General features: G+C 42.0%; 15 protein-coding genes. 8 read left to right on the top strand and 7 right to left on the bottom strand.

The features are described from left to right. Positions 1 to 90 precede the first annotated feature (90 nt). The 5 genes from ACVBJC_RS02145 to ACVBJC_RS02125 form a co-directional block, all read right to left on the bottom strand. A complete protein-coding gene (locus ACVBJC_RS02145; protein WP_447159269.1) occupies positions 91 to 1,395 on the bottom strand; it encodes a GGDEF domain-containing protein in 1,305 nt (434 codons plus the stop codon). Between the two features lie 537 nt (positions 1,396 to 1,932). Beyond that, the gene (locus ACVBJC_RS02140) at positions 1,933 to 3,144 is read right to left on the bottom strand and encodes a sensor histidine kinase (protein WP_447159270.1); all 1,212 of its coding nucleotides are present in this window, start codon (positions 3,142 to 3,144) and stop codon (positions 1,933 to 1,935) included. Then, on the bottom strand, positions 3,141 to 3,839 hold the full coding sequence (locus ACVBJC_RS02135; RefSeq protein ID WP_447159271.1) for a response regulator transcription factor: 699 nt from the start codon (positions 3,837 to 3,839) through the stop codon (positions 3,141 to 3,143). Before ACVBJC_RS02135 ends, ACVBJC_RS02140 begins: the two co-directional genes overlap by 4 nt. Before the next feature lie 40 nt (positions 3,840 to 3,879). Then, on the bottom strand, positions 3,880 to 4,284 hold the full coding sequence (locus ACVBJC_RS02130; protein WP_447159272.1) for a hypothetical protein: 405 nt from the start codon (positions 4,282 to 4,284) through the stop codon (positions 3,880 to 3,882). A gap of 86 nt (positions 4,285 to 4,370) precedes the next feature. Next, complete coding sequence (locus ACVBJC_RS02125; protein WP_447159273.1) at positions 4,371 to 4,925, bottom strand: PepSY domain-containing protein; 555 nt, start codon at positions 4,923 to 4,925, stop codon at positions 4,371 to 4,373. A gap of 502 nt (positions 4,926 to 5,427) precedes the next feature. Here ACVBJC_RS02125 and cspE point away from each other — a divergent pair. The 8 genes from cspE to cmoM all read left to right on the top strand — a co-directional run bounded on the left by cspE (position 5,428) and on the right by cmoM (position 14,627). Beyond that, the gene (gene cspE, locus ACVBJC_RS02120; protein WP_447159274.1) at positions 5,428 to 5,640 is read left to right on the top strand and encodes a transcription antiterminator/RNA stability regulator CspE; all 213 of its coding nucleotides are present in this window, start codon (positions 5,428 to 5,430) and stop codon (positions 5,638 to 5,640) included. 312 nt (positions 5,641 to 5,952) lie between these two features. After that, positions 5,953 to 6,360: a LexA family protein gene (locus ACVBJC_RS02115; protein ID WP_447159275.1), complete on the top strand. Its 408-nt coding sequence runs from the start codon at positions 5,953 to 5,955 to the stop codon at positions 6,358 to 6,360. A gap of 2 nt (positions 6,361 to 6,362) precedes the next feature. Next, positions 6,363 to 7,616, top strand: a complete 1,254-nt coding sequence (locus ACVBJC_RS02110) for a Y-family DNA polymerase (protein ID WP_447159276.1) — start codon at positions 6,363 to 6,365, stop codon at positions 7,614 to 7,616. A 147-nt stretch (positions 7,617 to 7,763) separates the two neighbouring features. Further along, positions 7,764 to 8,807 carry an HlyD family secretion protein gene (locus ACVBJC_RS02105; RefSeq protein ID WP_447159277.1) on the top strand — a complete coding sequence of 348 codons (1,044 nt, stop codon included), beginning with the start codon at positions 7,764 to 7,766 and terminating at the stop codon, positions 8,805 to 8,807. Between the two features lies 1 nt (position 8,808). After that, on the top strand, positions 8,809 to 10,353 hold the full coding sequence (locus ACVBJC_RS02100; protein WP_447159278.1) for a DHA2 family efflux MFS transporter permease subunit: 1,545 nt from the start codon (positions 8,809 to 8,811) through the stop codon (positions 10,351 to 10,353). A gap of 490 nt (positions 10,354 to 10,843) precedes the next feature. Continuing rightward, positions 10,844 to 12,109, top strand: a complete 1,266-nt coding sequence (gene codB / locus ACVBJC_RS02095; protein ID WP_447159279.1) for a cytosine permease — start codon at positions 10,844 to 10,846, stop codon at positions 12,107 to 12,109. Between the two features lie 10 nt (positions 12,110 to 12,119). Then, positions 12,120 to 13,415, top strand: coding sequence for a cytosine deaminase (locus ACVBJC_RS02090; protein WP_447159280.1), 1,296 nt, complete (start codon positions 12,120 to 12,122; stop codon positions 13,413 to 13,415). Positions 13,416 to 13,820: 405 nt separating this feature from the next. Next, positions 13,821 to 14,627 (top strand): tRNA uridine 5-oxyacetic acid(34) methyltransferase CmoM, encoded by an 807-nt coding sequence (gene cmoM / locus ACVBJC_RS02085; RefSeq protein WP_447159281.1) that lies wholly within the window; start codon positions 13,821 to 13,823, stop codon positions 14,625 to 14,627. A gap of 308 nt (positions 14,628 to 14,935) precedes the next feature. On the opposite strand, the gene ACVBJC_RS02080 is transcribed toward cmoM, so the two are convergent. Beyond that, positions 14,936 to 15,574, bottom strand: a complete 639-nt coding sequence (locus ACVBJC_RS02080) for a protein-disulfide isomerase (protein WP_447159282.1) — start codon at positions 15,572 to 15,574, stop codon at positions 14,936 to 14,938. Positions 15,575 to 15,741: 167 nt separating this feature from the next. After that, positions 15,742 to 16,788: a Preprotein translocase subunit SecY gene (locus ACVBJC_RS02075; protein ID WP_447159283.1), complete on the bottom strand. Its 1,047-nt coding sequence runs from the start codon at positions 16,786 to 16,788 to the stop codon at positions 15,742 to 15,744. Positions 16,789 to 17,064 lie beyond the last annotated feature (276 nt).

Genomic DNA, 17,064 nt, shown 5'->3' with positions numbered 1-17,064 from the left:
TAGGTGGTCTTACTGTCCTTTTGTCTGGCCAATTAGTTTACTTAAATCATGCATTGTTCAATGCTACGTGGTAATTAGATGTATAATTCATTAGCCATGACGATATATTGTTACTTTATTTCGTCCTGCATTCTTTGACTCATAAAGCGCTTTGTCTGAAAATTGAAATGCTTCCTGCAATTTCATTTTAGATTCACAGTAAATAGCACCTATAGATATAGTAACGCCAATCTCATTTATTTTTTCACTATTGATTACACTCAATAATTTATTCGCTTTGTTATTAAATTGTTCGAAAGAAAGCTCACCATTAAAAATAACAACAAACTCCTCCCCGCCCCATCGGATTGCGAGATCAGTGGAGCGCATTGAGGATTTTATTCTATTCGCTACTTCTGATATCACAATATCACCAACAACGTGTCCATGAATATCATTGATTTTCTTAAAGTGGTCTATATCAATCAGACACATAGAGGTAACTGACATATCTTTATTCATAAACCCATCTTTACGATAGAATCCAGATAGCCTATCTATGCTGCTTTCGATATAGAATCTTCTAATGTATTGTGCAAGTAAAAAACAGCTATGTATAATTAGTGTGCATATGAAGATTGCTATGCCGCTGTATAGTAAGGAAGTCTTTATTGTTAGACCTACTTTTTTGTTTTCAGTTTTAAGCGCTAAAGATTCGTAAACAAGCGTACTTATTTTTATACTGTCTTCATCAGAAATATCAAACCAAGTGAATTTTTCATTATTGAAATCTGAGATAAAGTCATTCAAAAAATTACTTTTCACATCAATGACCAATACGGAAAAAACGTCACCTTCTAAATATAATGGATAATAAATTGAATATAACTCTTCATTAGTGCCAGATTCTATATAAGGCCCAAAAACCCTCACGGTTTCAAAAACAGTTAAACCACTGCCTTTTAAAGTCTTTTCTATATTTTCTAATTTCAAAATACGTTCTAAGTAGTTTCCCTCCGCAAAATCCCTATCATAAAGGTGAACGTACTGCTCTCTAAATGGCTTGGGAATAACATATTCTGGATATACATTCGCGACCGTCCATAGATTGTCAGCTATGATGGGGTTTCTTTTTAATACACTAAATAGGTTATCTATATGCTTAGATAGGTCTCGAATTTTCTTATCTTGAGAACCTTTGACTATGACCCCCTGGCTTAAATCACCAGCTGGTAGAGAAATATACTCACTGTTAAGGCTGTTGACATTAAAGCGGTATATTGCATCACTAATAAAAAGGATGTTAGTTAAAAACTTACTATTCAACTCGCTCTTATTGACAGTGATAAACAAATTAACAGCACTTATAGATACAATAAAAGATAAGCAAATGCTAAGCACGTTCCTTTTTGTCATAATATTTACTATCCGGTAATGGTTATAAAAAAGTGGTCACAACTCAAAATTATTTTTCAACAAGAATCCTTTATCAAGATTTCTTTATCAAAAGTGCTTTGTTAAGAATGTTTTGTTAAAAATATTTTATTAAGAGTTCTTTGTTAAGAGTTCTTTGTTAAGGGGTCTTTGTTAAGAGGTAGTTGCTACATATCAATAGCTTAACGTTAATTTTAATCGATTTGCTAATCTGATAAGTCCTGTACATATTCATAAAGTCTGAATACTAGTTCAATCTTAAATTATATCATAGATTTCGCATTGTATTTTCCACTAAGAGCGAACAAGATTGCCCACTCAATATGCACAAGCAATAAAAATCCCGAACATAGGTTCGAGATTTTTTTCTACATATTAAGGCTGTGTCATTGCGTGGCTTTGGTAAGTGCTCTCTAATCTCCGTCACCGTTAATCGAGCTAGATTAACGTTCACTAGGTATTAGGCATTAGAAGGCAATAAGCACTTGGCATTAAGCATTAAGCATTAAGCATTAAAAATTAGACATCTTCTCTTGGCATCGTGATCATCACACCCAGACCTGGCTCACAATCATGTAAGGTAATAGTGCCGTGATGTAGGCCCGCAACCGCTTTTGCCAACGAGAGACCCAGCCCCAAGCCACCATCGGTACGGCTTTTATCGACACGATATAAACGTTCAAAAACACGCTCCCTTTCTGTCTCAGCAATACCGAGCCCATTATCTTCAACCTTGAGCCAAACCAGTGAGGCTTTATCATCCGCGCCGCAGCTGAGCTTGATCACACTGCCTGCAGAGCAATATCGCAGCGCATTTTCTATCAAGTTGGCAATTTGCTGGATCAGCAGCTCTCGATCGCCTTGGATCAGTAACGGTGATTGGGCTTTATGGATCTGCAACTGCATTGCGGCATCTTCTGCAACATCGACATAAATTTCGGCGACGGTATCAACAATCTGGGTTAAATCCGTTGTCGTGAAGCGGCTTCGTCTCGCGCCTGACTCAATTTGAGTAATGCGTAACAACGCATCAAAAATAGAAGCAAGACGTTGAGAATCAGCCAAGGCATGGTCTAACTCATTGTTAAAGCTCTGACTTTGCGCAATCGATGATGCATCAGCCTCGTCACGTAAGGTTAGTAAATTGTGCCTCAAACGCGTGATAGGCGTTTTCAGCTCGTGGGCAATATTGGACGAAATATCGCTCATCGCCGCCACAGAGCCTTCTAAACGAGAAAGCATTTCATCCACAGATACCGATATTCTCGCCAGATCGTTATAGGTGTTTATCTCGCCCGTTCGTGCCGACAAATCACCGTCTGCCGCCGCGTTCAATACTTGTTCAATACGAGATATTCGTTGCTGACTGACACGGCTCATCGCGACAACAATGGCAATGGTAAAGAGTGATACTAAAACGCCAGCAAGAATAAAACCTGTGGTAAGCACCGCTATAATGTCGTCATCTTCAATCGGATCTTCGTCGATATCGTGTTTATCACCTGTTGCCCGTAGCTTTGATTCTTTGACTATCTCACTGTTCTGTTGACCCAGTTCATAGTCAACATAGAGAATGGTCACGCTGGCCATAAGCACAAGACTAAACAGCGACACCAGAGCAAACATCACGCCTTGCTGGATAGCAGAGCTTTTCATCCACATTGGGAGTCGATTAACGATTCGCTGAAGTGAGACTTTATTTTGCAACATATCAAGGAGTCTGCGTTTCATTTAGCCTCCTCAATATGTCGATGTTCTAACTTGTAGCCTGCGCCTCGTACGGTTTGGATCAAAGTGTCGCCAAAAGGCTTCTCTATTTTATTCCTAAGACGACTAATGTGAGTTTCGACAACGCTGGTTTGAGGATCAAAATGAATATCCCATACATGCTCAAGCAGCATAGTACGGGTGATCACGCGGCCAGGATGACGCAAGAATAATTCTAGAATACGAAACTCTTTAGGCTGTAAATCCAATAGCTTACCTTGACGTGTTGCGGTATGTTCAAACAGGTTTAATACCACATCGCCAAAAGTCAGTTGCGGTTTAGTGTCGGTTGATGTCAATCCGGACCGGCGAGAAAGAGCGCTAACACGCGCAAGCAGTTCAGAGAATGCAAATGGCTTAGTGAGATAATCATCACCTCCCGCTTCCAACCCTTGCACACGGTCATCCACCCCGCCTAAGGAGGTCAAAAATAAGATAGGTGTTCCCACTTGCGCAGCTCGAAGGGCCTTAACTAAAGACAATCCGTCTAAGCCCGGCAACATGCGATCGACGATCGCCACATCAAAGTGTTCCGTCATGCATAGGGTCAACGCATATTTGCCATTTTCTGTCACCTCGACTTGATGCCCAGCTTCACGCAGCCCTTTTTCAACAAAAGTGCTCAGACTCACATCGTCTTCAACTAGTAACACTCGCATGACGGTTCTCTCTCAGATCATAGGGTAACGTCGTTGTCGCTTAAGCCGCAACGATAGGGACATTTTGTTGTTCAGTTGGCGTTGGTTCTGCCACATTAGTTGGCATCGTTTCCGCTTTATGCTGTTGCCATTTCATCATAATCACCGCTGCGATACCAGCTAATAAGCTCGCGCCCAGCGTAACCAATCCTAGTATGAAAAACAGAGAGAAAGAGGCTAAACCAATAAGTGCTTTTGGTCCATTTTCACGAAGGATTTTAAGCCCTGATGGTATGTTTGACGACGATTGTTTCGATTTGTTAAGCAACAGTTTCACTTTATTAATACAGCATTTGACACTGTTTAACCAAGACGTCGACCTTTTCGAGCAAGGCTCAGCTTCTTGGTTGGTATTTTTTGATTCAGTTGATTCAGTTGATTCAGTTGATTCAGTTGATTCAGTCATTAGATCTCCTTGGGGTCATCAAAGATCACCCCTTTTTTAACTATTCATTGTTCGGCTCAAGTATTCGGCTCAAGTGTTAAAGAGAATTATTTGCTCACCGCTGTTGTCAATGCATTCACTTCAGTTTCAACTTTCTTACCATTGACAGTCATCAACTTGATTTCATAACAAATATTACCGTGTTCATCATCGAGTTCAACGCTCCACGCTTTAGCGCTAAATTGTATTTCTGCTTGCTTCACAACATCTGCAAACGATAAATATTGACCACTGTTCAAGCCAGATAAATACAATGCATCTTCTAATTTATCATCAGCGTCATGATCATCATTCTGACCACGATTGTCTGTTAAAATAACATCACCGGTTTGTGTGTTGATTGCGGTATAAATTTTCTCACCGTTTTTACCGATTAATTCAATTTCATAGAAAACGTGTCCCATTTTCACTTCACGCTCGGCTTCAACCGTTACGCCGCCTGTGTTGGCTTCAGCCAATGCGACAGCCTGAAGTAGAGAGACAGTGTCTTGATTAAAAGATTTAGGGGCATCACCTGCATTTGCAGAGCCAATGGCCATCATGGCGCTCAGTCCAAGCAGAGTTGAAATAGTTGTTGTTTTAAAAACTGATGTATTGTTCATGGTTAAATCCTCATTTGTTTTAATGCAGACAGGGGGTTTCCTTGTCGATGAGGCTACTTTACTTAAGACATCTTTCCGCAAGTTTTCCTGAACTATACATTTTTGTAAGGTTTCAAGGCGAAGTCATATTGCAAGAGATAGGTTTAGGCCTATTTCTCTTACCCTGACAGCTCTTCCCCTAGCCAAAGTCAATGAAGCTAAAGTTCAATGGAGCAATGCGGTCTAAAACGAAAATATGCATATAACTGTTAAATAAAGGTATTGCTTAAACAAGGCAAAATAAATCAAAAAAGCGCTGTACAAAAAACGCACAGCAGTTATTATATCGCTCAGTTGTTCAGAGAGTTATTAAATGCAGCATCAAGTACAAGTAAAGCTTCCACTATCAAAACCGTGTTTTGTAGCTAGACGTTTGCCTTATATTTTAGCGTAACATGATATAATTCAATAAATTAACATAGTGTTAATGTTGAACTTTTTAAAACTAAATAAGGGGCATCATATGTCTAACTCAACTACTGGTACTGTAAAATGGTTTAACGAAGACAAGGGATTCGGTTTCCTTGCTCAAGACAACGGTGGCGCTGACGTATTCGTACATTTTCGTGCTATCGCATCTGAAGGTTTCAAAACGCTTACTGAAGGTCAAAAAGTGACTTTCGAAGTAGAGCAAGGCCCAAAGGGTCCACAAGCAAGCAACGTAGTCGCTCTTTAATCAAGCGCTAATAACGTAAGCTGATATACAAAAAAGGTCGCTAATGCGGCCTTTTTTTGTGCCTGTTATTTTGAAAAAATTGAACCAAAAGCCGCTTTATTTACGACATTAACATCCCCCATAAAAGCGGCGTTGTTGGCTTAACCACCAGAGCCCGCTCTAGCTGCAATACCGTTGCTCATACTTGGCATACCGCCCCACCTTTCGTGCGTTCAATCTGATCACACCGCTCACAGAAATCTGTCATCCTTATTGCGCAAAATCACATAAAACCACTATGCTGTATAAATATACAGTTAACTATTTTTTAGCATGAACATAATTCCAATTTCAGCCAGTGCAGGCATAACAGGTTTTGAATCCCCTGCCACCGATTACAAGCAACTGCCGTTAAGTCTTGATGAATTACTGATTGAGCATCCGAGCTCGACCTTTATTGGCCATGCTTGTGGTGACTCTATGCAGGGGGTCGGCATATTCGATGGCGACATTTTAATAGTCGATAGGCATGTTGATGTGCGTAATCAAGACGTTATCGTGGCAAATTTTAACGGTTCATTTGTTTGTAAGATTATTGATAAGGTGAACAGATTGCTGTTATCTGCCAATGAATCTCACATGAGCACGCCTATCCTCGAGCACGACACTTTTAGTGTTGAAGGCGTGGTGATCCGCTCTATTCGCTGCCATCGTAAAAGCCCAATTCTAGAGAACGACTAACCATGTATGCGCTTGTCGATGCGAATTCTTTTTATTGCAGCGCTGAGCAGGTTTTTAGACCTGACTGGCGTAACCGCCCTATCATAGTGCTAAGTAATAACGATGGCTGCATTGTTGCGGCTAACAGGTTGGCAAAAGAGGCTGGAATTAACAAGTTCGGTCCTTACTTTGAAGTGCAAAAACTGTGTGAGCAAAAAGGTGTTATCGCTTTATCTTCAAACTACGAGCTTTATGGCTCGCTATCTACTGCAATGATGGAAGTGATTGGCCGTTTTGCTCCTGAGCAGCATATTTATAGTATCGATGAGTCATTCTTATCGTTTAAGCACTGTTACCCCGTTATCCCTTGTTTAACTGAGCATGCGATGAAGATAAGGCGCGCAGTTTGGAAGGAAACACGGCTTCCAGTCTGTGTTGGGATTGGCTCGACGCTAACTCTGGCTAAGGTCGCCAATCACGCAGCTAAGAAAATACCCGGTTATAAAGGTGTTTGCGCCATTACCTGTGATGAACAGCGCATTGCCATTTTAAAAACCATGAAGACCGACGATGTATGGGGGGTTGGCAGACGTATATCTAACAGACTTGCGATGATGAATATTCACAGTGCTTTTGCCTTGTCGCAGATGAAAGCCGGTATCGTAAGCAAGCAATTTAGTATCGAGCTTGAGCGTACCGTCCGTGAGTTGAACGGCGAAGTGTGCAAAACATGGGATGAAGCACGAGCTGACAAGCAACAGATCTTTTCTACCCGCAGTGTTGGTAACCGAATAACCGACTTAACATCATTGTGTCAGGCGTTAAGCAAGCATGCATCAACCGCCGCGGCCAAAGCCAGGGCTCAAGGCTCACTCTGTCAAAGCATGTTAATTTTCGCTTCTAATTCCCCTTTTGATGAGCAGCCTAGCGGTTTTAAGTTTGTGTATCATTTTGCTTATCCAACGAATGACACGTGTGAATTGATAGAAGCTGCAACACGCGCGGCTATCGTCAGATTCAACTCCTCTATTCGTTATTACAAAATAGGCGTTGGACTGATTAATCTATGTAGTGAGGCAAACTTGCAGCAGGACTTGTTCGAAAGCAGCAGAAACCCCAATAGAATGCAGGTATTAGATAGCATTAATGCTAAATATGGCACAGATTCTCTGTTTTTAGCAGCTCAGGGCATATCGCAGAAATGGGGAATGCGCAGAGAGATGCTAACACCTCAATACACCACTCGCTGGAAAGACATCCCTATCATTAAGTGTTGATGGGGACTTTCTAAATTTTTTTAACGACTTACATTGTTACTGAAACAAACTAGGACTAGTATTTGTTGAGACGAATGAACGCCTTGAAGCGTTATGAGTCTTCACCCCCTTCTCGACGACTGTCGAATAACCGGACTGGTTAACATTATGAGCGAAAATTCAACACAAGCACCATCCCATCTAGTACGTAATCTTATTCTTGCAGCCGTAGTGCTCGCAGTACTTGTTACTCTGAGTTATTTCTATATTCAACATCAAAAAAACTATCCGAGCACAGATGACTCTTATGTGCATGCCAATATTATCTACATCGCTCCACAAGTCAGCGGCAAAGTCGTCAGTGTTAATGCATCTGATTATCAAAAGATTAGTCAAGGTGACTTATTGGTGCAGATCGACCCTGCTCCCTTTCAAGCTAAACTAGATGAAGCTCGCGCAGCCTATGAAATGGCGCTGCAAAATAATGCGGCAACCGATGATGCCATACTTGCTGCGAGTGCCAATGTTAAAAGTGCCGTCGCTCAATTATCTGATGCTCAGGTAACCTATAAACGTATTAAAGACTTAGTCGATAAAGAGTTGTTGCCTGCTCAGCAACTTGACGACTCGCGTGCCAAGCTATCGGCAGCTGAACAGAGTGTTATCGCCGCGCGGGCAACCATGGCTCAACTGATCAAATCTCAAGGTGCGCACGGTAATGCTGCGCCAGAAGTGAAAAAAGCGGCTGCAGCACTGAGTCAGGCAAGTTTATCGCTTTCATACACTAATATTTTCGCGCCTAAAAACGGCATTTTAGGTAAATTAAGTGCTCATGCTGGTAGCGTTGTATCTCCAGGGCAAGCGCTTGTGCCTTTAGTTGTTGATAACACGTATTGGGTTCAAGCTAATTTTAAAGAAACCCAACTTGAACGATTGACCGCAGGCCAGAGTGCAACAATCACCCTAGACCTTTACCCTAAGGTGGATTATCACGGCACAATTGAAGCCATTTCACCGGCCAGTGGCGCTTCCTTTACGCTGTTGCCGCCTGAAAATGCCACGGGAAACTGGGTTAAAGTGCCACAACGTTTCCCTGTGTTAATTCGCCTCTCTAACGAAAGTGAGCATCCTGACTTTCCACTACGTGTGGGTGCAAGTGCTAACGTAACCATTGATACGATTGATAGCCAACCAAAGCATCAAGAGAAGTAACATGAGCGATAATTCAGAGACAATGCCTAATACTGATGACAGTCAGGTATTGAGTGAAAGCAGCCGCAAACTCGTCACGTTAGCGGTAATGCTATCTGCCATCATGGTATTGCTTGATATGACCATCGCCAATGTTGCCTTACCGCATATGATGGGGGCATTGGGGGTCACGTCTGATCAAATTACCTGGGTACTGACCTCTTATTCTATGGCTGAAGCGATATTTATTCCGCTAGCCAGTTTCCTCGCGCTTAAATTTGGTGTGCGTAATCTACTGTTGGTTTCAGTGAGTGGCTTTATGATCAGCTCTGCACTTTGTGGACAAGCAGATAGCATTGCTGAAATGGTCACCTTTAGGGTGATGCAAGGAGCATTTGGGGCTTCGGTTATCCCACTGTCTCAGTCAATTATGGTGCAGATCTATCCCGCAAGCCAACGTGGTAAAGCCATGGCACTGTTTAGTGTCGGGATATTACTAGGGCCTATTTTAGGGCCGACACTGGGTGGCGTTATTACCGAGAATATGAATTGGCGCTGGATTTTTTATGTGAACCTCCCCGTTGGCGCTGTCTGCCTTACGCTGATTTACTTATTTGTTAAGCTCGGTGGTAAAGGTAAACCTAAAATTGATTGGCCAATCGTCATCGCAATGACCATTGGTATTGGTTTGTTGCAGATGGTGCTCGACCGAGGGAATCAAGAGTCCTGGTTTGAGTCTAATACCATCTTGTTTGCCACCATTATTAGCGTAATTGCGATAGTTTTCTTTGTCGCGCGCTCTTTTATTACTAAGAGTGATATCGCGCCAGTGTGGTTGTTACGCGATCGTAACCTTGCTATGTCATGCCTTGTGATGGCGGGTTTCTCAATGGGGATGTTTGGCATTACTCAGCTGCAACCCATGATGCTGGAACAGCTATTGAATTATCCGGTTGAAACAACTGGTTTTGCTATGGCACCAAGGGGCCTAGCATCAGCTATCGTTTTGCTAGGAATGGCACGTTACATGGACAAAATCGATGCGAGGCTACTTATCGCAGTTGGCCTATCGCTTAATGCCCTTGGCACCTATTTGATGACTCAGTATTCACTTGAAATTGATATTTACTGGATTTTACTGCCGAGTATTATACAAGGTGCGGGAATGGGATTGGTTTTTGCACCGTTAAGTCAGCTGGCCTATGCAACCCTATCACCGAAAGAAACGATTAGTGGTGCTGTGGTGTTTAATTTGTGCCGAACTATTGGTGGCTCTTTCGGCATATCTATCGTTAATACCTATTTCTCGCGGATCCAGCAACAAGAGTGGAACCAGTTAGGCGGCGCTCTTTCGCCAAGTAACCCTGTTTTACAGAACGCGGCGCAGATGCAAGGTACTACGATCACTGACCCGTCATTTATAGCCCAACTGCAGAATATACTGCAGCAGCAATCAACATTAACGGCGTTCGTGTATACGTTCGGTTTTTTACTGGTCTCCTACTTATGTTTAATTCCGCTACTGGCTTTATTTAAACCTAAGCCCAAAATTGAATCGGCTCCATAACTCAATTCACATTTTCTAACTATGCTGGCAGTTTAAAATAATAAGCTAAGCGTTCTATCAGAGGACGCTTAGCTTTTATCATTTATTCTTAAATGTCGAGAATCCAGGCTTCACTTCGATAACACTAGGGTGATGATTAATTTACGCTCGATAAATGGATTTATATCAGCCTACTTTTTACGTTTAAGCTTTTGATACAAACTTCGACATAAGTTAACGCCCCCGCTCTAGGCGGTCTGCCATTAACATTTAATGCTGTTATCCGCCTCATTTTACATCGCTCTACAACTAAGTATTAGCTTTATTTATACGGCTTGATTACGTTTGTTTTTATTTATTAGATTCGCTTCTATATTTGCTTGACTCTGCGTCAACAATCACTAAACTACGCGCCGTTTGCCTGATGTGCAACTGCTGTAGCCCTGTATTGGCGTAGCTTTTTCGTTTTAGGTAAGCCGTGTATTTTCTTTATTTAATCCAAGGACAATAAATGGCAAGCGATAATAATTATAGTTTAACCCCGGTACCGATATCGGCACGTAAAGGGGTGCTTTCTCTAACAATGGTGATGTTAGGGTTAACCTTTTTTTCAGCAAGTATGTGGACAGGAGGAACACTCGGCACTGGCCTCTCCTTTAATGATTTTGTTCTCGCAGTTCTCATTGGTAATTTAATTCTCGGTATTTACACTTCGTTTCTTGGTTACATCGGCGCTCAATCTGGTCTTTCGACTCATCTCCTCGCTCGTTACTCTTTCGGTTTAAAAGGTTCTTGGTTACCCTCGCTACTTCTCGGTGGCACTCAAGTTGGTTGGTTTGGTGTTGGCGTTGCTATGTTTGCTATCCCAGTCCAAAAAGCCACAGGCATCGACACTAATCTGCTTATCATTATCTCGGGTCTATTAATGACCATCACAGTTTACTTCGGTATCGGCGCGATTATGATTTTATCCGCCATAGCAGTTCCTGCAATCGCACTATTTGGTGGTTTCTCAGTAGTTCAAGCGGTTGATACCATGGGCGGGATGCAAGGTTTAATGGCTGTTGAGCCACAAAATCCAATTGATTTTAATACCGCCTTGGTTTTGGTTGTTGGCTCGTTCATTTCAGCTGGCACACTGACTGCAGATTTTGTTCGCTTTGGTAAGCACCCAAAAACTGCCGTGTTTGTCACTATGTTTGCCTTCTTCGTGGGTAACTCACTGATGTTTATCTTTGGCGCTGCAGGCGCGGCGGCAACAGGCCAAGCCGATATTTCAGAGGTGATGATTGCACAAGGCTTGTTGATCCCAGCGATTATCATCTTAGGCTTAAATATTTGGACCACTAACGATAATGCGCTATATGCTTCAGGCCTTGGTTTTGCAAACATTACCGGCTTACCGAGTAAATACTTATCGATTTTTAACGGCATAATCGGCACCCTGTGTGCACTATGGTTATATAATAACTTCGTCGGCTGGTTGACCTTCTTGTCTGCGGCAATCCCGCCGATTGGTGGCATTATTATCGCCGACTACCTTCGAAACCGCGAAAAATACAAAGACTTTGCCAATGCCAAGTTTGCGACTGTCAATTGGGCTGCGATTAGCGGCGTCATGATAGGCGTACTGGCAGGCCATTTGTTACCTGGCATAGTGCCAATTAATGCTGTGCTTGCTGGCGCCTTCAGCTATCTATTAATAGATGAAGTTCAGGTTCGTTTAGGCAAACAGAATTTAGTTAAATCAGATTGTAAAAATGCTACCAATGCATAAGGAAAACTCCATGTCATCAGCAAATATGTTGATCAAAAACGTATCGCTAAGCGGTAAAGAAGGCCTTTATCAACTACTCATTGAAGGTGGTCAGTTTAAAGCGATTGTGCCAATGGCTGATAGCATTGAGCTGCCAAGCTCTGCGTCATTAGAGATCATCGATGGCGAAGGCGGTATGGCTGTAGCTCCTTTTTGTGAGCCTCATGTCCACTTAGATACAACGCAAACCGCTGGCGAGCCAAGCTGGAATATTTCAGGCACCTTGTTCGAAGGTATCGAGCGTTGGTCTGAGCGTAAATCTATGCTGTCTATCGAAGACGTTAAGTCTCGCGCTAAGCAAACGCTAAAGTGGCAAATAGCCAACGGTATTCAACATGTTCGTACTCACGTTGATGTGTCTGATCCAACCTTGATTGCACTTAAAGCTATGCTTGAAGTGAAAGAAGAGATGAAAGACTGGGTCGATATCCAGATTGTGGCTTTCCCGCAAGAAGGTATTTTGTCTTACCCTAACGGTAAAGAGCTGCTAGAAGAAGCCGTTAAACTTGGCGCGGATGTGATTGGCGCAATCCCCCACTTTGAATTTACCCGAGAATACGGCGTTGAGTCATTGCATTATGTATTTGAGCTAGCGCGTAAATACGACCGCCTTATCGATGTGCATTGTGATGAGATTGATGATGAGCAGTCGCGCTTTGTGGAAACCGTTGCAGCCCTTGCCCATAAATATCAAATGGGCGAGCGCGTAACGGCGAGTCACACCACGGCGATGCATTCATATAATGGTGCTTATGCGTCGCGTCTGTTCCGCTTACTTGGTATGTCGGGCATTAACTTTGTCGCTAACCCGCTGGTTAATATCCACTTGCAAGGTCGCTTTGACGATTACCCTAAGCGCCGTGGTATTACCCGTGTGAAAGAGATGCTCGCCGCTGACATTAATGTTTGTTTCGGTCACGACGATATTTTCGATCCTTGGTATCCGCTCGGTACAGCTAACATGTTGCAGGTGCTGCACATGGGTCTACATGTTTGCCAAATCATGGGTTACGATCAAATCAACAACTCGCTGGAGCTTATCACCAGCAAGTCTGCCCGTACGCTAAATATTCAAGATCAGTATGGGATTGAACTTGGCAAGCCTGGTAACTTGCTCGTTCTACCTGCCGACAATGGATTTGATGCGGTTCGCCGTCAGGTTCCTGTTCGTTATTCAATACGCCAAGGTAAGGTGCTGGCTGAAACTCAAATTGCCACCACGCAGATCCATTTGGCTGAATTAGAGAATGTGACCTTCCGTCGATAAAACAGTATAACCTCAGTTTCAGACCATTGAAGTTATCATCACAAGTGGTTCAAGATTGTAAAAAACGGCTAAGCTAACCAGCTTAGCCGTTTTTTTATCTGCAAGTGTTGCATTAAAAATGCTTGAAGCCATTAGCTGTAGAGTTAAACCCCGAAGTGAATTCATAATCATGTTTTATGCAAAATAAGAAATATAACCCCGGGAATTTTTGATACCTTCATTCAGTTTTCTGCATATCTAGTCGCCACGATTTCAGTCTTCGTATGCAAAACCAAGTTAATGCCCTTCTCTTCCACGTTTTTACAAAGCTTTAGATTGTACTGATGGTAGTGTGATTTTCATTTCTATGATTTGATTTTTATGCAAGCTATGAGAAAATCCGCGCCCACGTAATGTAGCCGCAAAATGATGACCCAAGTGATAGAAGATAGAAATTTTGATGATTTAGCTCATAAGTTTGCCGCCAGTATTTACGGCACCGCTAAAGGCGAAATAAGGCAAACCGTTGTTTGGCAAGATATTGAACAGATCTTGTTGATGCTATCTAACGATAAATCGGCCAATACCGCGAGTGAGCTCAGTGTGCTTGATGCGGGCGGGGGTCTAGCGCAACTATCACAAAAAATTGCAGCACTTGGCCATAATGTCAGCCTATGCGATCTATCAAGTGAAATGCTCACTCTGGCTAAGCAAGATATTAGTGGCAATCAGCTGTTGGATAAGTACCAGTTTATTCATAGCCCAGTGCAAAACATTGCTGAGCACTTACAAACTCCTGTCGATTTAATCCTGTTTCATGCGGTGATGGAGTGGTTAGCGGAGCCGATTCAGGCGTTATCGACACTGTGTGAGCAGGTCAAACCTGGCGGCATTATTTCGGTGATGTTTTATAACTATAATGGTCTGCTATTTAAGAATTTAATCTGTGGCAACCTTAACCATATTGAAAAAGGGATGCCCCACCGTAAACGGTTTAAGTTACAACCTCAGCAGGGAATAAAGCCAGAATTGGTATATGGATGCCTTGAGCAAGCGGGTTTTAATATTTTGGGGAAAACCGGCGTTAGAACCTTTCATGACTATATGCAAAACCATGATATGGGAGACTTTAGTTTTGAGCAGATTGTTGCCATGGAGCAGAAGCTATGTCGTCAAGAGCCATTTTTATCGTTAGGCCGCTATATTCATGTTTATGCACAAAAATGGGTATAAAAATAGCACTATTAATCCCCGTTTAACCTTGTGTTGATAAAATAACCGTGACAAAAGTTGGAGCAAAAGTATCACAAGAGGTGCTTTATGTTTATTGGTACAGGGTTAACATTGAAATGGCTAGGGCTGGTGATCTTTTATATTGTGCTCATAAGGATCTGCTCTAAATAAGTCACTTTATGCGGTGATGATTATGCAGTAATTGTTTAGAGTAACCGCTTGAATGGCTATAAAATCGCGCTAACAATAACTCACTGTTAGCGCTTTAGCGCAATTACACTATCCGCATTTAACTATCGCAAGGCGGCCTAACTTAACGCTGCTAACTCTTTTTGTACCGCTATCACGACATCTTCAGGTTTAGCTAAATACTGTGAGTGATCGATAAAGATAGCATCATCACCATAAGTCAGCACGAGTACAGGAAACGCCGATGTTCCAATGGCCTCTCCTATGTCAGCAATCCCCGCCAACACACTTTCAGCTTCGTGGCTGATAACATCTTTAAAAACTTTATTAGAAGGCGAAAGCTTGTATTGTGCAATGATAGGCTCGAAATCTTCTCTAGAATTTAATGGATTGCCAGTAACAAAGTGTTGCTTTTGCAGTGCTTGTAGCAATTCAAACTCTTTATCAGCCTGTTTAGACTGAGCCCAAGACATGAAGTTAGCGCTCTTGATTGAGTTAACTTTAGTGCTGACTTGTTTTACGTAGTCATCACCAAAAACGACTGGACTGATAGCGCGAACTTGCGAGACCTGATCCTTTTTAGGGGCATCTTTGCCATTATAGTGGGCACAATGTAGTAAATGAATTTCAGTAAAATCAAAAGCATTAATCAGTTCAGCAGCGATAGGTGTAACTGCATAGCTCCATGGACAATGAGAGTCGTAGATAAAATAAAGCGTTAAAGATTCGTTGTGAGTATTTGTCTGATTGGCTGGCATTGACGATGATCTTGTTCATATATTCTGTAATGCCGATCCTAAGGGCTTTATTGTTTTTATTCAAACAGCAATCTTGTTTATCTGGAACATTTTTATAAAAAGGGCATAAAAAAAGAAAGTAACTTGTCAGATACTTCCTTTTCGGCTGAAATAGCTCGTTATTACGATTATATGGCTTCTGGTTCTAAGACCGGGTTGACACCTTGCCATTGAAAATGATTATTTGGCTTTTTAGTCACTATGCCTTCACTAAACATTTTACTGAAAATGTCATCAACCTCTTCAGCACTGATCTTCAAGTACTGACTCACCGCGCGTTTACTGCAATTAACTCGATTTGCACCTAATGCATCGATTACTTGCTCATAAGTCGACTTAGCTTCTGGCTCGTTGAGTTGTTTAGGCTCAAACAGAGGAATAAAACCGGTTTCATCACTATGTAATCGTCTATAAGCATCTAGCGTAATAGGTTCAAGTTGCGCCGATTGTTGTTTAAATCGTTGTCGAAAACGATTTTCTTCACCAATTAGCCCCACAAAAAATGCGGCAAAGAAATCCAATAAAATGGATAAGAACACCACTAATCCAAGCTGCGCTGTCTCAGCTTTAATATTCAATGACATTGCTAGACTTTCAATTAAGCCAACAATCGAACCTTGGCTTACCACCGGGATGCTGTCTCTCTGGATGGCTAGCAGTTGTTGCTGCTCACGTAATTTATTGTTCTCTTTTTGAATTCGCATCACACCGGTAGCAATTCGCTCCATCTGGATGTACTTTTCAGCGGCAACATTGTTAAGTGCAATCTGCTTGTCGATAGCATCGATTTGCATATTAAAGGCATTAGCCTTGCTCTGCTGCACATGAACATGTTCTTGGGCCTTGTTCGTGGCGCTGTTGATCCCGCCAATAGAACCGCCAATAGAGATGGCAGCCAACACGGCATAAAAGCCAAGCGCTGAAAACATGCCAATAAAGTTCTTCCTAGAGTAACGTTCACCGACTTCATACCACGCAAAGAATTTACCGAGTTCAAAAATGACGGCTAATCCACCAAATAACAACTGCATGACAGGATCATCATCAATTGAAAGAAACAGTAATAATGAAAAGATAATCGAGGCTAAGATAGATGCGCCCGTGAAGCTGTAAACACTCCACATAGCAAACTTGCCTTTTGGAAAACGAACTGCGTGATTTTGATTGTAAAGCATAGTGGACTTCTAATATTAGACTTATAAGTGAAAATAGGAAGGAAACTCTGAGTATGTATTACTTGAGAATATAAGCGTTTAGCTTACACTAATTCAGACTAATTCTCTTCAACTAACTTAGTTACTAGAATCTTATGCGCAATATTCAGCCGGATATTAAATTTATGCTAATTCAATGTTTGAATTCAGATGATTAACTGGCAAGTTGTACCGCTTATGTCGAGAATTTAGGAGTAAACGTACAAGCCTTTATATTAATTTGGTTCAATCTATCGT

It is taken from the genome of Shewanella sp. 0m-6, assembly GCF_052977325.1.
This window is presented reverse-complemented; position numbering and strand designations above follow the sequence as displayed.

Excerpts from the sequence above, each read along its gene's own strand:
- ACVBJC_RS02145 (WP_447159269.1), bottom strand. The coding sequence starts at position 1,395 with ATGACAAAAAGGAACGTGCTTAGCATTTGCTTATCTTTTATTGTATCT.
- ACVBJC_RS02140 (WP_447159270.1), bottom strand. The coding sequence starts at position 3,144 with ATGAAACGCAGACTCCTTGATATGTTGCAAAATAAAGTCTCACTTCAG.
- ACVBJC_RS02135 (WP_447159271.1), bottom strand. The coding sequence starts at position 3,839 with ATGCGAGTGTTACTAGTTGAAGACGATGTGAGTCTGAGCACTTTTGTT.
- ACVBJC_RS02130 (WP_447159272.1), bottom strand. The coding sequence starts at position 4,284 with ATGACTGAATCAACTGAATCAACTGAATCAACTGAATCAACTGAATCA.
- ACVBJC_RS02125 (WP_447159273.1), bottom strand. The coding sequence starts at position 4,925 with ATGAACAATACATCAGTTTTTAAAACAACAACTATTTCAACTCTGCTT.
- cspE (WP_447159274.1), top strand. The coding sequence starts at position 5,428 with ATGTCTAACTCAACTACTGGTACTGTAAAATGGTTTAACGAAGACAAG.
- ACVBJC_RS02115 (WP_447159275.1), top strand. The coding sequence starts at position 5,953 with ATGAACATAATTCCAATTTCAGCCAGTGCAGGCATAACAGGTTTTGAA.
- ACVBJC_RS02110 (WP_447159276.1), top strand. The coding sequence starts at position 6,363 with ATGTATGCGCTTGTCGATGCGAATTCTTTTTATTGCAGCGCTGAGCAG.
- ACVBJC_RS02105 (WP_447159277.1), top strand. The coding sequence starts at position 7,764 with ATGAGCGAAAATTCAACACAAGCACCATCCCATCTAGTACGTAATCTT.
- ACVBJC_RS02100 (WP_447159278.1), top strand. The coding sequence starts at position 8,809 with ATGAGCGATAATTCAGAGACAATGCCTAATACTGATGACAGTCAGGTA.
- codB (WP_447159279.1), top strand. The coding sequence starts at position 10,844 with ATGGCAAGCGATAATAATTATAGTTTAACCCCGGTACCGATATCGGCA.
- ACVBJC_RS02090 (WP_447159280.1), top strand. The coding sequence starts at position 12,120 with ATGTCATCAGCAAATATGTTGATCAAAAACGTATCGCTAAGCGGTAAA.
- cmoM (WP_447159281.1), top strand. The coding sequence starts at position 13,821 with ATGATGACCCAAGTGATAGAAGATAGAAATTTTGATGATTTAGCTCAT.
- ACVBJC_RS02080 (WP_447159282.1), bottom strand. The coding sequence starts at position 15,574 with ATGCCAGCCAATCAGACAAATACTCACAACGAATCTTTAACGCTTTAT.
- ACVBJC_RS02075 (WP_447159283.1), bottom strand. The coding sequence starts at position 16,788 with ATGCTTTACAATCAAAATCACGCAGTTCGTTTTCCAAAAGGCAAGTTT.